Below are 16,099 nucleotides of genomic sequence, written 5' to 3'. Positions count from 1 at the left end.
GTGGCGTAGGGAAGAGAGCCGGTGCCCAAGGGCGCGGCGATTCCTCCCAATATCGGTGGACCCTACCAGTCGGACGCTATCAGGAAAAATTCGAAATCACGAAGGCCGCGATAAGGTGTGGTTATTGGTTAGCCCGCGGCCAGGGCGCGGCGGAGGGCGGGTTCGTCGAGCGGGGTGCCGGAGAAATGGCCCCAGGCGTGAACGCCCTGCCAGAAGAACAGCTCGTAGCCCGAGATCACCTGCAGGCCGCCGGCGCGGGCCTCGGTGATGAACGGGGTCTCGACCGGGGTATAGACCGCGTCGAACACCCATTTCGCACCCCCGGTCGCCCCTTCGGGAAAGGCGTTGCCGCCGATGCCGTCCATCCCCAGCGGCGTGCCGTTGAGCAGGCCGGTGGCCCCGGCGCTGGCGCGGCGGGCGTCGGGCTCGACCACGAGACGGGGGGCGCCGGGAAGCGCGCCCAGGTCGGCGGCCAGCGCCTCGGCCTTGGCGGTGTCGCGGTCGCAGAGGCGGATCTCCTCGGCGCCCAGCGTCACCAGCGCGAAGGCCAGCGCCCGACCCACGCCCCCGGCTCCGACGAGGCAGGCAAGGCCCGGCCCCTCGGCACCACGCGCCACCCGGTAGGCGGCGATGAAGCCGGTGTAATCGGTGTTGTGCCCCTGCGGACCCTCCGGCTCGAAGAGCACCGTGTTGACCGCGCCCATCGCCCGGACCAGCGGATCGGCGATGGAAACCTTCTCGGCGGCGCGCTCCTTGTAGGGATAGGTCACGTTGATGCCGCGGTAGCCGCGCGGGGCGCAATTGGCGAAGAGCGCATCGAAGGGCTCGCCGATCTGCGCGGGCACGAGCCTGTCGTAGGTGACCTCGACGCCGTTCTGGGCCCCTGCAAGGCGATGCAGTCGGGGCGCGCTGGACTTGGCGATATTGTCGCCGATGAGGCCGAGCTTGAGGGCGGTCACTGCTGCTGTCCTTGCTTGCGCCCGAAGAGGCGAGCCTTGGCCCATGTCCAGGCCGGGGTTTGGGAGACGAAGATGAGGATGACGGCGAGGAAGAGCGTGAGCGAGAGCGGCGAGGTCACCACGCCGCCCATGAAGCGCCAGAAGTCCTCGCGCTCGGAAATGATCGCCCGGCGCCAGTTGTCGTCGAGCAGGCGCGACAGGATCACGCCCAGGATCACCGGGCCGAGCGGGTAGCCGTAGTGGCGCATGAAGTAGCCGAAGACCCCGAAGCCGAGCATCCAGTACACGTCGGTCAGCGAGTTGTTCACCGCGTAGGCGCCGACGATGGAGAGCAGCATGATCAGCGGGATCAGCACCGAGCGGGGCATCTCGACGATCCGGGTGAAGAGCCGGATGCCGGTGAGGCCGAAGATCAGCATGAAGACGTTGGCCGTGACCAGCGCACCGACGATGAACCAGAACATGTCGGGCTGGTCGATCATCAGCATCGGCCCCGGATTGAGGCCGTGGATGAAGAGCGCGCCGATCATGATGGCGGTGACCGCGTCGCCGGGGATGCCCAGCGTCATCATCGGGATGAAGGCCCCGCCGACGGCGGCGTTGTTGGCGGTTTCGGGCGCGACGAGGCCCTCCATCGCGCCATCGCCGAAGGGGCGCTCGGGGGACTTCGTCACCCGCTTGGCGTGGTCGTAGGCCATGAGCGCGGCGATGTCGCCGCCGGTGCCGGGCAGCGCGCCGATGACCACGCCGATGGTGGAGGTCTGGAGCGACAGCGGCAGGTGCTTGCGGACGGTCGCGAGCGAGGGGACGATGCGGGTGATCTTCTGGCGCACTGCGTCCTTGTCGACGTGGTGGAGTTGCAGCAGGGCCTCGGACACGCCGAACATGCCGATCATCACGGCGATGAAGCTGATGCCGCCTTCCATGATCTTGAGGTCGAAAGTGAAGCGCTCGGTGAAGGTGAGCGGGTCGCGGCCCACCGCGCCGATGGCGATGCCCAGCGCGCCGGCAAAGATGCCCTTGACGAGGCTGCCCTGCGAGAGCGAGCCGACCAGCAGGATGCCGAGCACCGCCAGCAGCATGTAGTCGCGCGGCTGGAAGCGCAGGGCGAAGTCGGACACCAGCGGCGCGGCCAGCGCCAGCACGCCGATGCCGACGAAGCCGCCGATGAAGCTCATCACCGTGGTCACGCCGATGGCCTGCCCGGCCTCGCCGCGCCTGGCCATGGGGTAGCCGTCGAGCGCGGTGGCGATTGCCGAGGGGGCGCCGGGGATGTTGAGCAGGATCGCCGTGCGGGAGCCGCCGTAGACCCCGCCCATGTAGATGCCGATCATCAGCGAGATTGCCGGGTAGACATCCCAGGAGAAGGTGAAGGAGATCAGGATCGACACCGCCATGGTGACCGACAGCCCCGGGATCGCGCCTACGTAGATGCCGGCGAAGGTGCCCACCCCCACCAGCAGCAGGAGCTGGGGCTGGGTGACGACGGTGAGGAAATCCCAGAGCGCGCTCATTCCCCTGCCCCCGCGAGCAGGTTGCGGAAGAGCTGGATGACCTCGGCTTCGGGCACGATGCCTGCGGGCATCAGCACGGTGAAGACGATGCGGAAGATGAGCCAGATCAGCACCAGCGAGCCGAGCGAGACGACCAGCACCCAGGGCCAGGAGCGGCGCGAGAGGATCTTGATCGCGGCGATCAGGAACAGGGCTGCGGTGGGCAGGAAGCCCAGCGGCTTGAGCGCCACGCCGAAGGCCACGAGGAAGGCCGCGAAGATCAGCACCACGGGAGGCAGGATATCGCGCGAGAAGGTCTCGCCGGTAATCCGGGGGAGGCGGGCGGTTTTCAGCACCACGATCAGCGCCGTCACCACCATGACCGCCGTGGTGGCCATGGGCACCGAGCCGGGCGCGGAGAGGGCCTGGAAGCCGGAGATGCCCCAGGCGCTCCAGAGCAGGCCGAGGGAGGCCAGCAGGAGGAAGGCGGCGAAGGCCAGCTCACCGGGGCGGCGCTCGGCCGCGACCCCGCCGGGGGTGGCGTCGGATGTGCCGTCGTGATGGTCCGGATCCAGATGTTCCATGGCCTTCTCCGCAGGCTGCCGTTCGGGACAAGACGGGCGCCGCGCTCGGGTGAGATGCGGCGCCCGCTGCTCTGTGCTGAGAGGGCGGCGCGGAGCCCGCGCCAGCCCTGGTGCGGTTTACGGGCGGGCGATGCCGAACTCTTCGGGCGAGGCCTTGGTGAGGCCCGCGTCCTGCAGGAGCCAGGTGGTGCCCTGCTGCCATTTGGTCAGGAAGTCCTGCGCCTCCTGGCCGGAGATGCCCATCATGGTGAAGCCGCGGTCGTCCATCAGCTTGACGAACTCCTCGTTCTTCGCGCCCTCGGCATAGGCTGCGGCGAGCTTGGCGACCACGTCATCCGGGGTGCCGTTGGCGACGAAGACGCCAAAGAACGGGCCCCAGGGGAGGTAGGTGGCGTAGGCGTCGTTGAACTCGGTCACCACCGGAACGTCGGGCAGCTTGGCGTTGGTTTCCACGTCGAAGATGGCGAGCGGCTTCATGTTGCCGGCGCGGATGCCCTCGATGGCGGCGCCGAGCACGGCGGGCATGACGTCGACCGCGCCACCCTGGAGGGCGGTCAGCGCCGGGCCGTCACCGTCGTAGGGCACGGAGATCACGTCGAGGCCGCCTTCGACCGCGCCGATCATCCCGGTGATGACGGAGGGCAGGCCGCCGGGGCCGGTGGCGCCGAAGCGGACTTCGCCGGGGTTCTCCTTGATGTAGGCCATCATCTCCGCGTAGTCGTTGAAGGGCGCGTCGACATTGGCCACCAGCATCGGCGTGCCGCGGGCGAGGATGCTGATCGGGGTGAAGTCGGAGTAGTCCTTGTCGCCCAGGCCCATCACCTTGTAGAGCAGCGGGTTTTCGGCGCCCATCAGCAGGGTGTAGCCATCGGCCTCGGCGTCGGCCACGTGGTTGAGTGCGATGGCGCCCACGCCGCCGGTCATGTTCTGCATCACGATGGTGCCGCCCAGCGCCGCCTCGGCGTGGGGGGTGACCGAGCGCATCACCGTGTCGGTGGAGCCGCCGGCCCCCCACTGGATGATGCCCTGGATCTCTTTTTCGGGGTACTCGGCCAGCGCGGCGCCAGCGGAAAGGGTCAGCGCGGAGAGCGCGCCCAGAATGAACTTGTTCATGATGTCCTCCCAGACGTTTCGGATTGCGGCGGCCCGGTGGGACCGCTCCGATGGCTGGCGGAGTAGCAAGCGGGCAAGGGTAACGTCAAATACCTTTTCGTCGCCTTCATTAACCTGATGTTATGTCCGGCTCCAATGCCCCGGCCCCTCCTCGGTGGCCCGTGCCAGCTCGCGGCGAAAATGGAGGATGGCGTGTTCGGCGAAGCCCGAGAGCACCCGGCCCTTCTTGCGTGACACATAGATGTCGATGCTGCTGCGCTCTGCCAGCGGGCGGCGGTGGAGGCCGGGCAACTCGGCCTCGGCCACCGAATACTCGTCGATCACCGCCACGCCGAGCCCCTGGCGCACGAGGCTCACGACGGTCTGGGCAAAACGGCCGCGCAGGGCGTGCTGCGGCTCCAGCCCGGCGGCGCGGAACGGAGAGGCGGTGAGTGCGCCGTAGGGGTCGGACGGCTCGACGCCGATGAGCTGTTCGCCCGCGAGGTCGTGCACCGAGATCTCGGGCCGGCTGGCCAGGCGGTGCCCTTCGGGCAGGATGACCAGCAGCCGGGCCTCGGCGATCTTCTCGTTCTCGACCGAGGCGTTCTGCACCGGCGACGACATGATGACGAACTCGCCGCGCTCCAGCAGCAGGTAATCGACGGTCTCCTCGATCTTGAGGATGTTCAGGTCGATGAAGAGGCTCTGATACCGGTCGCGCACCCGTTTGAGCACGCGGGCGGCGATGACCTGGGCGACGGAGGGGGCGGAGGCGAAGGCAAGCGCCACGTTTTCCCCGCGCTTGAGCGAGCCCACCGCGTCTTGCAGGTTGGCGACGCCCTTGTAGACCTCGCGGACGTGGTCGAACACGGCGCCCGCCTCGACCGAGGGCACGAAGAGGCCGGCCTTGCGCTCGAACAGGCGGATGTCGAGCGTCTCTTCGGTGTGCTTGACCAACCGGGAGATGCCCGGCGCGGAGACGCCCAGCATCTCGGCGGCGGCAGAGATCGTGCCAGTCATCATCACCGCGCGGATCACCTCGATCTGGCGCAGGGTCATTTCGGGCATGGCGGCTCCTCCTCCGTCTGCCCGATTAACCTGATGTTACGCAGAGCGACAAGCAAGCATTTGACGTTAGGGATGCCAGCGGCGATGGATCGGGCAGGACGAGAGGGAGGAGACCTTGGCCGAAGAGATCATCTGCGACCTGCTGGTGGCAGGCTCCGGCGCGGCGGGGCTGGCGGCGGCCGTGGTTGCGGCGGATCGCGGGTTGCGGGTGGTGGTGGCCGAGAAGGCGGAGATGATCGGCGGCACCACCGCATGGTCCGGCGGATGGATCTGGGCGCCGGGCAACCCGGTGTGCGCGGCGGCTGGCACGAGGGAAGAGCCGGGCGCGGCGCGGGTCTACCTCGAAGCGGTGCAGGGCAATGCCTTCAACGCCGAGCTGGTGGATGCCTTCCTGGAGGCCGCGCCGGAGATGGTGGACTTCTTCGCGCGCGAAACGGCCCTGAAGTTCGAGCCCGGGCTGACGATCCCCGATACCTACAGCCAGCTGCCCGGCGCGGGGCCGGGCGGGCGTTCGGTGATCGCGCGGCCCTACGAGGCCAAGGGCCTTGGCGCGGCGGTGGCGCTGCTGCGGCGGCCCATGCGCGAGACGAGCTTCATGGGGATGACCATTCAGGCCGGGCCCGACCTGCGGGCCTTCATGACCATGCTGCGCTCGCCGGGCGCGGCGCTTCACGTAGCGCGGCGGATGGCGCGGCACCTGTGGGATCTGGCGCGTCATGGCCGGGGGATGCAGCTGCGCAACGGCAACGCGCTGGTGGCGCGGCTGATGCGCTCGGCGCTGGATCGGGGCGTGGAGCTGCGGGTCGGGCACGGGCTGGCGGAGCTGGTGCGGGAGGGCGAGGCGGTGGTGGGCGCGCGGCTTTCCGGCCCCGAGGGCGAGGTGCGGTTGCGTGCGCGGCGCGGGGTGGTGCTGGCCTGCGGGGGATACCCGCATGACGCGGCGCGCCGGGCGGCGACCTTTGCCAGGCCCGAGACCCATGCACCGCTGGCCGTGCCGGAGGCAACCGGCGACGGGCTGCGGGCCGGCGAGGCCGTGGGCGGACGTCAGACCACGGCGCTGGCCGGTCCGGCCGCGCTCTGCCCGGTGTCGGAGCTGCGCTGGCCCGACGGCAAGCGCGGGGTGTTTCCGCATATCATCGACCGGGGCCAGCCGGGGGTGATCGGGGTGCTGGCGAGTGGCGAGCGCTTTTGCAACGAGGGGCTCGGATACCACGACTACGTCACCGCCCTGCTCGGTGCGGTGCCCGAGGGCGCGGAGCCGGAGAGTTGGCTGGTCTGTGACCACAGGTTCATCCGGCGCTACGGGCTCGGGATCGTGCGCCCTGCCCCGCTGCCGCTGCGGCCCTGGCTGCGGTCGGGCTACCTGAAGCGCGGCGAGACGCCGGAGGCTCTGGCGCGGGCCTGCGGGATCGACCCGGCAGGGCTTGCGCGGACCATCGCCGCCTACAACGCCGGTGCGGAGCGCGGGGAAGACCCGGCCTTCGGGCGCGGCAGCACGGCCTACATGCGGGTGCAGGGCGACCCGGACCAGCGGCCCAACCCCTGCGTCGCCCCGCTTGCCCACGCGCCCTTCCATGCCGTGCGGGTCATCCCCGGCAGCTTCGGCACCTTTGCCGGGCTGGTCACCGATGGCGCGGCGCGGGTGCTGGGAGAGGATGGCGCGCCGGTGCCGGGGCTCTACGCGGCGGGCACCGACATGGCCTCGGTCATGGGGGGCACCTACCCGGCGGGCGGGATCAACCTTGGCCCGGCGCTGACCTTCGGGTTCATCGCCGGGCGCCATGCCGCAGAAGGAGAACAGAGATGAGCCGGATGATCTCGGTGGCCCACCTGACCGCCATCCACCTTGCGCCGCCGGCGTTCATCCGGGCCGCGGCGGAGGCGGGCTTCGATGCGGTGGGGCTGCGGCTGCGGCGGGTGACGCCGACCTCGCCGGCCTACCCGCTGATGGAGGACGCCGCGGCGATGGCCGAAACCCGGGCGGCGCTGGCGGAGACGGGGCTCGTGGTGCATGACATCGAGTTCGTCATGATCGAGCCGGGGCTGGAGGTGGCGCGGCTGGCGGGGCTCCTCGACGCGGGGGCGGAGCTGGGCGCGCGGGAGCTGATCGCCGCGCCCTACGACCCCGAGCCGGGCCGCCTTGCCGACAGGCTGGGCGCGCTGTCCGAGCTGGCCGGGGCACGCGGGATCGGCGTGTCGCTGGAGTTCTTTCCCTGGGCGGTGGTGCCCGACCTGGCCGGGGCGCTGGCGCTGGCCGCGCAGGCCGGGCCAAAGGTGGGCGTGCTGGCCGACAGCCTGCACTTCGACCGCTCGGGCAGCCGGCTCGACGACCTGCGGAACGCGCCGGAGGAGCGGCTGCGGTTTGCGCACCTGGCCGATGCGAAGGTGCATCCGCCCTATACGACCGAGCAGTTGCTGCACGCCGCGCGGGCCGAGCGGCTGCCGCCGGGGGAGGGCGAGATCGACCTCGCGGCCTTTGTCGCCGCGCTTCCGGCCGGGATCCCGCTGGGGGTGGAGGTGCCGATGGACGGGCTGACGGCACGCGAAGGCGCGGGCGCGGTGCTGCAGCGCGCCCGCCAGGCCGTGGCGCGGCTTCTGGCGGAGGGCTGAGCGCCCCCCGGCCTCAGCGCCCGAAGCCCGCCGCCGTCGGCAGCCATGTGGCCAGGCCGGGGAAGAGCACCAGCAGCGCCAGCCCCACAACCATCAGCGCGACATAGGGTGCCGCGCCGCGCACGATGGTGCCGAGCGGGGCGTCGGTGATGCCCTTGATGACGAAGAGGTTCATCCCCACGGGCGGGGTGATCATCGCCAGCTCGAGGTTGATCATCAGCAGCACGCCATACCAGATCGGGTCGATCTGGAGCGCGATCATGGTGGGCAGCAGGATCGGGGTGGTGATGAGGATGATGGCGATGCTCTCGAGGAACATGCCCAGCACGAAGATCAGCGCCATGACCACGAGGATGAAGCCGATCGGGCCGAGGCCCATGGCGGTGACGCTTTCGGTCACGCCCACGGGCAGGCGCACCAGGGTGATGGCATGGGCGAACATGGCGGCGCCCGCGATGATCATGAAGACCATCATCGAGGTGCGCATGGTGGCATAGGCGCAGTGCCAGAGGTCGCGCAGGCCGAAATTGCGGTAGACCAGCACCGCGACCAGCAGGGCGTAGAGCGAGCCGGCGGCGGCGGCCTCGGAGGCGGTGAAGATGCCGAAGTAGATGCCGCCCATCACCACCGGCGGGGCCAGCAGCGCCCAGACCGAGCGGCGCAGCGCGGCGGTGGCCTTGCGCCAGCCCGCCCAGTCGGGGGCATCCACACCGCGGCGGCTGCGGGCCTGGACCATGCACCAGCCGGAGAACATCAGTGCCAGCAGCAGGCCGGGGATGATGCCGGCGAGAAAGAGCCCGCCGATGGAGGCCTCCGACACGATGGCATAGAGGATCATCGGCCCGGACGGCGGGATCAGGATGCCCAGCGTGCCGCCCGCCGCGACCACGCCCAGCGCGTCGCGCTCGGCATAGCCGTAGCGCTTCATCTGGGGGATGGCGCTGGAACCGATGGAGAGGGCTGTGGCGACGGAAGAGCCGGAAATGGCGGCGAAGATGGTGCAGGCCATGACCGTGGCCACGCCGAGCCCGCCCTTGATATGGCCGATCAACGTGTGGGCGAAGGAATAGAGATCGTCGATCACCTTGGCGCGGATCATCACCTGGGCCATGAAGACGAAGAGCGGGATGGTGGCCAGCACCGGCTTGTTGAGATGCGCGAAGACGGCGTCGCCCAGCCCGTCGATGTCACCCTCGACGAGAACGAGGATCGCGGTGGCGGTGAGGCCGAGTGCTGCGAAGATCGGGATGCCCGCGAGCAGCAGCAGGATCAGCCCGAGAAAGACGAGGGCGAGGGTCATGGCAGCGGCCTCAGCGTGCGCCAGAGCCGGAGCGCGGCGGCGAGAAAGAGCAGCCCTGCGCCGAGCACCACCGGCACCTGCGGGATCCAGGTTTGAACTTCGATGTAACCGATGGAGTAGGAGCCGAAGCGGCGGGCAAAGGCGATACTTTCCCAGATCGAGAGGCCGACCACGGCGGCGAAGCCCATGACGGCGAGGTTGGCCACGGCGGCCTGCACACGGGCGCGCGCGGGCGACAGGCGGGAGGCCAGCAGGTCGATCCCGATGTGATCGCCCCGGCGCAGCGCCTCGGCGGCGCCCAGCATGACCACGGCCACCAGAAGGTATCCGGCCATCTGGTCGTTCCATTGCAGCGGCGCGTCGAAGACGTAGCGGCGCACCACGGCCACGCAGATCTGGCCGAAGATATAGAGGATCAGCAGCGTCGAGACGGCGCCGCAGAGCCGGACGAGGCCGGTAACGATCCGGTCGGGAAAGAGGGGAAGGCGGGAGAAGGCGGGTTGCGCCTCCTCCCTCGATTGCTCGTGCATCGGCCTGTCAGGTCACATCTTGCCGAGGAGTTCGATCAGCTTGGCGCTGTCGGCATCGCCCTCGCCGAAGGCCTTGTCGAAGGCCGGGCGCATGACCGCTTCCAGCGCGTCGATCTCCTCCTGGGTGGCGATATGCACCTTCACGCCCTTCTCCTTGAGCTGGTCCGGCCCGGCGGCGCCGGCCTCGACCGAGGCCTCGATGGCCCAGGCGGACGCCTTGGCTCCGGCCTCGGCAAGGGCGGCCTTGGAGGCGTCGGAGAGGCCGTCGTAGAACTCGGGGTTCAGGTAGCCGTGGAGGTAGGCCGAGAGCACCGGCACAACGGTGAAGGCATCCTGCACCTCGTAGTACTTGCGCGACACGGCGGCGGCCACGTCGGTCACCGCGCCGTCGATCACGCCGGTCGCCAGCGCCTGGTAGACCTCGGAGCCGGGCATGGCGGTGGGCGTGGCGCCCAGCGCGGCGAGGCCGGCATCGAAGGGCGGGGTCAGGCCGCGGAACTTGAGGCCTGCGAAATCCTCGGGCGCGACCAGCGGCTCGCCGTTGGTGGTGAAGACCGAGCTGTTGGTCTGGAACATCCAGACGACGTTCTTGACGCCCTTCTCCAGCAGCTTCTCCTCGAGGAAGGCCGCGGCCTCGGATTCGGGCCATTTTTCCCAGATCGCGATGTCACCGAAGGCGAAGGGCGCGACGGTGACGTTCATCATCGGGAGGGTCTTGCCCCACTGGAAGTTCAGCGAGAAGGCACATTCGATGTCGCCCTTGGCGGTGGCGACGATGTTGTCATTCGCGCCCACGAGGCTGTCGGCACCGAAGACCTGCACGTCGATCTCGCCGTTCGAGAGGGTTTCGACCTCTTCGGCCCAGCGGTCGACGACCTTGGCGATGTGGTGCGCGGGCGGCAGCTGGTGGCTGCAGCGCATCTCGGTGGCGGCCTGGGCGGCGGGCGCGGCGAGCAGGGCTGCGCCGAGCGTGGCGGTTGCGATGTGTTTCATTGGGTTTCCTCCCTGTGGTGCGGTCAGGCCGTGGCCTGCCAATTTGCATTTGTCGGCGGGCCTGCGCGGTGCAGGGCGCCATGAAAGGACTCGCCCGGCAGCGCCTCCTCCGCGATGGCCCGGGCGGGCGTGAGGGCCTCCAGGTCGATACCCGTGGGAAAGCCCATGGATTCGGCCAGGAAGACCACGTCTTCGAACACGACATTGCCGGTGGCACCAGGCGCGAAGGGACAGCCCCCGAGCCCGCCGAGCGAAGCGTCCACCACCCGCGCGCCGTTGTCCAGCGCTGCGGCGGCATTGGCCAGCCCCAGGCCGCGCGTGTCGTGCAGGTGGATGATGAAGGGCCGGTTGCCGCAGAGCCGGTGCATCTGGGCGCAAAGCGCGCCCACGGCCCTTGGCCCGGCATAGCCCACGGTATCGGCAAGGCCGACGATGTCGGCCCCGGCCGCGAGGCAGGCCTCGGCGAGGCGGAGCACCTCGGCCGGGTCGACGTTGCCCGAGAGGGAGCAGCCGAAGGCCATGGCGATGCCGGCGTTCACCAGCTTGTCCGGCGCCCGCTCGTTGCGCAGTGCGGCCACCTTGCCGACCAGCTCGACGGCAGCGGCGCGGGAGCGGCGGGCGTTGGCCTCGCTGTGCGCCTCGGTGGCGGAGACAACGCAAACCATCTCGCGGATGGCCGTGGCGATGGCGGCCTCTGCCCCGCGCTCGTTGAGCGTGAGCCCGGCGGAGTGGAGCCCCAGCGCCCCGCTGGCCGAGATGATCTCGTGGATATCGGCGAACTGCGGAAAGCGGGCAGCGGGGAGAAAGGAGCCAACCTCGTAGTGCCGCACCCCGGCGGCGGCCTCGGCCTTCAGCCAGGCGCGCTTGGCCTCGGTCGAAGGCACGGCCTTGGCCAGTTGCAGCCCGTCGCGCAGGCCGACCTCGCGCAGGGTCACACGGTCGGCGGGATAGATGGCCTCGAGGCTCATGCCGTGGCCTCCATGCCGCTGGCACGGGTAATCTCTTCGTCGGAGAGGCCCGCGTCCCTCAGGACCGCGCGGGTATCCGCCCCGATGGCGGCAATGTCGAGCGAGGGCCCATGCAGCGGCATGCCGTCGATCTCGAAGGGCATGATCGGCGCGCGGTAGGTCTGGCCCTCGGGCAGCCGCGAAGTGAAGAGACCGCCGGGGCGGGTGACGTGGGGATCGTCATACATTTCCGCGGGCCGGTGGATGGGCGAGAAGGGAATGCCGGCGGGCTCGAAGGCCTCCAGCAGCTCGGAGAAGCGACGGGTGCGCACGGCCTCGGCCACGATCGGGATGGTCCAGTCGCGCGCCTCGATCTGGTCCATCCGCTTTTGCAGGCGGGGGTCGTTGCGCAGGCTCTCGAGCCCGAGGAGATTGCACAGGGTGACCCACTGGCCCTCGGTCACCGCGCCGATGAAGATCTGGCGGGCGTCAGCGGTCTCGAAGATGTCGTAGACCGGCCAGGAGAACTCGCGCTCGGGCATCGGCGGGGCCTCGCGGCCCTCGATGTCGAATTGCACCATGTGCTGGGCGACGAGAAAGAGGCAGTTCTCGAAGAGCCCGGTGCGCAGGGTGCGGCCCTTGCCGTCTTTTCCGCGCTGGAGGAGCGCCGCGAGCACCGCGAAGGCACCGAAGAGGCCGCCCATGATGTCATTGGCCGAAGAGCCGATGCGCAGCGGGCGGCCGGTGGGGCCGGTCATGTAGGCCATTCCGGTCATCATCTGCACCACCTCGTCCATCGCGGTGCGATTCTCGTAGGGGCCGTTCAGGAAGCCCTTCAGGGAGGAGACGATGAGCTCGGGGTATTTCTCGCGCAACACCTCGGGCGCGAGGCCCATCCTGGCCAGCGACTGGTCGCGGAAGTTCTCGACGAAGACATCGGCATCCGCCAGCAGCCGGTGCAGCGCAGCGACGCCGGCCTCCGACTTCAGATCGAGCGTGATGCTCTTCTTGCCGCGGTTGAAGGTGGGGTAGAAGCCCCGTCCCATGCCGGTGAGGGCGCGGGTCTTGTCGCCCTCGGGCGGCTCGACCTTGATCACCTCGGCGCCGAGCAGCCCGAGGAACATGCCGCAGGATGGCCCCATGATCATGTGGGTCATCTCGACAACGCGCAGCCCGGCGAGCGGCCTCAGGTCTTCGGTCATGGCAGTCCTCCCGAGCGGAAGGATAGCCAAGGTGCTGCGAACGGAATACTATAGTGTTTCGACCCCTCCTTTCTGGAAACCAGAATGCTCGACACACGCCAGCTCCAGTACTTCGTCGCCATCGTCGAGCATGGCTCGCTTGCGCGGGCCTCGGCGCATCTCAACGTGGCGGCCTCGGCGCTGAGCCATCACCTCGCCCAGCTGGAGGCGCGCTTCGGCCAGCCGTTGTTCGAGCGCAAGCCGCGGGGGATGGAGCCCACGGCGGCCGGGCGGCGGCTGCACGAGCACGCGCGCGGGATCCTGCGGGCCATGGCCTCGGCGGAAACCGACATGATGGACCACGAGGGCAAGGTCTCGGGGCCGGTCTCGGTGGGCATGAGCTATTCGGCGGTGAAGGCGATCGGCGTGCCCTTCATCGCGCAGGTGGTGCGCGACTTTCCGGCGGTGCAGCTTGCCCTCACCGAGAGCCTCTCGGGGGTGGCGCTGCCCACGCTCATGGCCTCCGAGGTGGACATGGCGCTGATCTACAACACGCCCGACGACCCGATGTTCAGCTCCGAGCCGGTGCTTGAGGAGCCGCTGGTCTGTGTCGGGCGGCCCGAGATCATCGGCGACACCACGGCCCCGATCCAGTTCAATGCGCTGCTCGACCTGCCAATCATCCTGCTGCGGCAGGGCATCTCGGCCCGCGCGATCCTCGATGACACGGCGCTGCTGAAGAAGCTGGAAGCGCGCGCCCGGCTGCAGATGAACTCGGTGCAGGCGATTGCCGGCTCGCTGGTGGCCGGGCTCGGCTGCGCCATCGGCACCCGGCTGTTCATGCAGGACGAACTGGAGCGCGGCACCATCACCGCCCGCCCGATCGTGGCGCCGGAGCTGTCGCGCACCCTTCACCTCACCCGGCTCGCCTCCCGACCGGCGACCTTCGCCTCCGAGGCGATCCGCGCGCTGCTGCTCGCGCACGTGCGCGAGGCGGTCGCCTCGGGCCGGTGGGAGGCGCAACTGGTGGGTTGAGGCAGGCGGCGGGCCCCGGTGCACCTATGGACCAGTGCGCCAAGAAACTGGCCGCCCCGGGGTTGCACCCTCATGGGAAACGTGCATCTTCGGGTGTGTATTCTTTAACCTGATTACCGTCCTTTATCCGGCAATTTTCGCCACGCGTTTCAAAGGTTTGTTTCATGGACGGTGCGCTCACCCAAGATCACAACGTCGGTCGGATCGAGACCGTGCTGGGCAAGGATCATCTGCTTCTGGTGTCTCTGGAGGGGACCGAACGGGTCAGCGATCTGTTCTGCTATTCGGTCGCGGTGCGGGCGCCGCGGGGGCTGGAGACCGATGCGCTGATGGGCACCCATGCAACGGTGATGCTGGCCACGCTGGGGCATGACGAGGTCGCCTTCGACGGGGTGGTGACCGAGATCGAGTGGAAGCGGCTGGGCGATGCCGGCGACGAATACGCGCTGACCCTGCGTCCCTGGTTCTGGCTTGCCGGGCTGCGGCGGCAGCAGCGGATCTTTCACGAACAGTCGGTCGACGAGATCCTCGAGGAGGTGCTGGGCGCCTGGTCGGGCGCGGGCGCGCAGACCCATCGGCTGGACCTGGCCCAGAGCTACCCCAAACTGGAATACACCGTGCAATACGGCGAGAGCGACCTCGCCTTCGCCTGCCGGATGATGGAGCGCTTCGGGATCAGCTTTCACTTCCGCCACGAGGCCGGCAACCACTGCATGGTGCTCACCGACAGCCACGAGGCGATGGACGAGCTGCCCGGCCGCAGCCGCGAGTACCGCGACACCGGCACCTTCATCCGCAAGGACGCGGAGCACTTCTGGGAGTGGCGCGAGGCGCGCGGCATGACCACCGGCAAGGTCAGGCTGACCGACTACAACTTCAAGACCCCGGTGGCGAACCTGCTGACCGAGCAGGTCGGCGACGCGGCCCATGCCCATGGCGAGATCGAGAGCTACGACTACCCCGGCGTCTACCCCGATGCCGAGGCGGGGCGCGGCGTGGTCGGGCTGCGCACAACGCAGGAGCGGGCGGGCGACCTTCGCACCCATGCCGCGGGCGACGTGAAGAGCCTGAAGGCGGGCATGCGCTGCGTGGCCGACGGGCCGAACGCCGCCTTCACCGAGGGCGAGGCGCACCTCTGCCTGGAGGCGCGGCACAGCTACACCAGCGAGCTCTACCGCTCGGCGGGCGCGGGCGCGGACAGCGCGCAGGCCGAGTACAAGGGCAGCTACCTGCTGACCCCGGTCTCCGCGCCCTGGGCGCCGCCGCGCAAGACCGCGCAGCCGCGGATCCACGGCCCGCAGACCGCCCGGGTGGTGGGAGAGGGCGAGATCGACTGCGACGAATACGGCCGCATCCTGGTGCGCTTCCACTGGGACCTCGCCGACGCCTACTCGATGCGCTGCCGGGTAAGCCAGAGCTGGGCCGGCAAGGGCTGGGGCGGCATGGTGATCCCGCGGATCGGCATGGAGGTGGTGGTGGAGTTCCTGGAGGGCGACCCCGACAAGCCGCTGGTCACCGGCTGCGTGTATAACGGCAAGAACGAGGTGCCATATGAGCTGCCCAAGCACAAGACGCGGAGCACGTTCAGGACGGATACGCATCAGGGCAAGGGCTACAACGAGGTCCGGTTCGAGGACAAAGACGCCGAGGAAGAGATCTTCATCCATGCCGAAAAGGACGTGAACGAAAAGACGCTGCACAACCACACCACACGGACTGATAACAACCAGGTACTGTCGGTCGGGCACGTGTTTGTTCAGGAAGTCGAGTATGCAAAACAGACGTTCGTCGGAGGCAATTACTCTATTCGGATTGGCTCTGAAGACAGTGATGGCCCCGTGTCGCCGGGCTTGAGGTGGAACGATCAAGGCATTGGCGTTTACGGTTATCGGATCGGGGAACGCGGCAGCCGAATGAAGCCGAAGGGCAACTATTCTGTAAGGACCGAAGGGAACCAGTTCTTTGAGGCAAAGAACAACATCGTTGTTTCTTCGGAAAAGTCGATCACCATCAATAGTGATGAGGATATGTCGATCAACGTGTCCGACGGCCTCGAGATATCAACCACGGACAGCTTTTCGGAAGCGGTGGGTGGCAAGAAATTTGTCCGCGCTGCAGATGCTATTCACTTTGTCTGCGGGCGGAGCAGTTTTTCACTGAAGAAAAGCGGCGAGATCGTGTTGCGCGGCACAAAGGTGGCGATCCACGGGAGTGAGGCGATGGAACTACGCGCAGGAACGCTGCGCGGGTTGGTGAAGAACTTCATCAAGTTCGTCGCGAAAAGAATTGACCTGAACTGACGGAGAA

14 protein-coding genes are annotated in these 16,099 nt (G+C 68.6%); 4 read left to right on the top strand and 10 right to left on the bottom strand.

From position 1 onward, the window contains the following. Nucleotides 1-128: 128 nt before the first annotated feature. The 5 genes from BUR94_RS19020 to BUR94_RS19000 all read right to left on the bottom strand — a co-directional run bounded on the left by BUR94_RS19020 (nucleotide 129) and on the right by BUR94_RS19000 (nucleotide 5,196). Nucleotides 129-959: a shikimate dehydrogenase family protein gene (locus BUR94_RS19020; RefSeq protein WP_245794647.1), complete on the bottom strand. Its 831-nt coding sequence runs from the start codon at nucleotides 957-959 to the stop codon at nucleotides 129-131. Further along, nucleotides 956-2,473: a tripartite tricarboxylate transporter permease gene (locus BUR94_RS19015; protein ID WP_074258010.1), complete on the bottom strand. Its 1,518-nt coding sequence runs from the start codon at nucleotides 2,471-2,473 to the stop codon at nucleotides 956-958. Before BUR94_RS19015 ends, BUR94_RS19020 begins: the two co-directional genes overlap by 4 nt. Continuing rightward, on the bottom strand, nucleotides 2,470-3,036 hold the full coding sequence (locus BUR94_RS19010) for a tripartite tricarboxylate transporter TctB family protein (RefSeq protein ID WP_074258009.1): 567 nt from the start codon (nucleotides 3,034-3,036) through the stop codon (nucleotides 2,470-2,472). The genes BUR94_RS19015 and BUR94_RS19010 overlap by 4 nt, the downstream gene beginning before the upstream one ends. 117 nt (nucleotides 3,037-3,153) lie before the next feature. Further along, a complete protein-coding gene (locus tag BUR94_RS19005; RefSeq protein ID WP_074258008.1) occupies nucleotides 3,154-4,149 on the bottom strand; it encodes a Bug family tripartite tricarboxylate transporter substrate binding protein in 996 nt (331 codons plus the stop codon). Between the two features lie 120 nt (nucleotides 4,150-4,269). Beyond that, nucleotides 4,270-5,196: a LysR family transcriptional regulator gene (locus BUR94_RS19000; protein WP_074258007.1), complete on the bottom strand. Its 927-nt coding sequence runs from the start codon at nucleotides 5,194-5,196 to the stop codon at nucleotides 4,270-4,272. A 115-nt stretch (nucleotides 5,197-5,311) separates the two neighbouring features. Between BUR94_RS19000 and BUR94_RS18995 the strand changes: the two genes are divergently transcribed. Together BUR94_RS18995 and BUR94_RS18990 are read left to right on the top strand one after the other, a co-directional pair. Then, nucleotides 5,312-7,003 carry an FAD-dependent oxidoreductase gene (locus BUR94_RS18995; RefSeq protein ID WP_074258006.1) on the top strand — a complete coding sequence of 564 codons (1,692 nt, stop codon included), beginning with the start codon at nucleotides 5,312-5,314 and terminating at the stop codon, nucleotides 7,001-7,003. Next, nucleotides 7,000-7,806, top strand: a complete 807-nt coding sequence (locus BUR94_RS18990; protein ID WP_074258005.1) for a sugar phosphate isomerase/epimerase family protein — start codon at nucleotides 7,000-7,002, stop codon at nucleotides 7,804-7,806. The genes BUR94_RS18995 and BUR94_RS18990 overlap by 4 nt, the downstream gene beginning before the upstream one ends. A gap of 13 nt (nucleotides 7,807-7,819) precedes the next feature. On the opposite strand, the gene BUR94_RS18985 is transcribed toward BUR94_RS18990, so the two are convergent. The 5 genes from BUR94_RS18985 to BUR94_RS18965 are packed head-to-tail and all read right to left on the bottom strand — an operon-like array spanning nucleotide 7,820 to nucleotide 12,778. Further along, entirely contained in the window at nucleotides 7,820-9,106 is a 1,287-nt protein-coding gene (locus tag BUR94_RS18985; protein WP_074258004.1) for a TRAP transporter large permease, read from the bottom strand. Beyond that, complete coding sequence (locus tag BUR94_RS18980) at nucleotides 9,103-9,636, bottom strand: TRAP transporter small permease (RefSeq protein ID WP_074258003.1); 534 nt, start codon at nucleotides 9,634-9,636, stop codon at nucleotides 9,103-9,105. Before BUR94_RS18980 ends, BUR94_RS18985 begins: the two co-directional genes overlap by 4 nt. Nucleotides 9,637-9,648: 12 nt before the next feature. Continuing rightward, nucleotides 9,649-10,629 carry a TRAP transporter substrate-binding protein DctP gene (dctP, locus tag BUR94_RS18975; protein ID WP_074258002.1) on the bottom strand — a complete coding sequence of 327 codons (981 nt, stop codon included), beginning with the start codon at nucleotides 10,627-10,629 and terminating at the stop codon, nucleotides 9,649-9,651. 23 nt (nucleotides 10,630-10,652) lie between these two features. After that, nucleotides 10,653-11,597, bottom strand: coding sequence for a beta/alpha barrel domain-containing protein (locus BUR94_RS18970; RefSeq protein ID WP_074258001.1), 945 nt, complete (start codon nucleotides 11,595-11,597; stop codon nucleotides 10,653-10,655). Next, the gene (locus BUR94_RS18965; RefSeq protein WP_074258000.1) at nucleotides 11,594-12,778 is read right to left on the bottom strand and encodes a CaiB/BaiF CoA transferase family protein; all 1,185 of its coding nucleotides are present in this window, start codon (nucleotides 12,776-12,778) and stop codon (nucleotides 11,594-11,596) included. Before BUR94_RS18965 ends, BUR94_RS18970 begins: the two co-directional genes overlap by 4 nt. An 84-nt stretch (nucleotides 12,779-12,862) precedes the next feature. On the opposite strand from BUR94_RS18965, the gene BUR94_RS18960 reads away from it, so the two are divergent. Further along, nucleotides 12,863-13,792: a LysR family transcriptional regulator gene (locus tag BUR94_RS18960; RefSeq protein ID WP_074257999.1), complete on the top strand. Its 930-nt coding sequence runs from the start codon at nucleotides 12,863-12,865 to the stop codon at nucleotides 13,790-13,792. Between the two features lie 164 nt (nucleotides 13,793-13,956). Further along, nucleotides 13,957-16,092, top strand: a complete 2,136-nt coding sequence (locus tag BUR94_RS18955; RefSeq protein ID WP_074257998.1) for a type VI secretion system Vgr family protein — start codon at nucleotides 13,957-13,959, stop codon at nucleotides 16,090-16,092. Nucleotides 16,093-16,099 lie beyond the last annotated feature (7 nt).

It is taken from the genome of Vannielia litorea (assembly GCF_900142295.1).
GTDB classification, from domain to species: Bacteria; Pseudomonadota; Alphaproteobacteria; order Rhodobacterales; family Rhodobacteraceae; genus Vannielia; species Vannielia litorea.
This window is presented reverse-complemented; position numbering and strand designations above follow the sequence as displayed.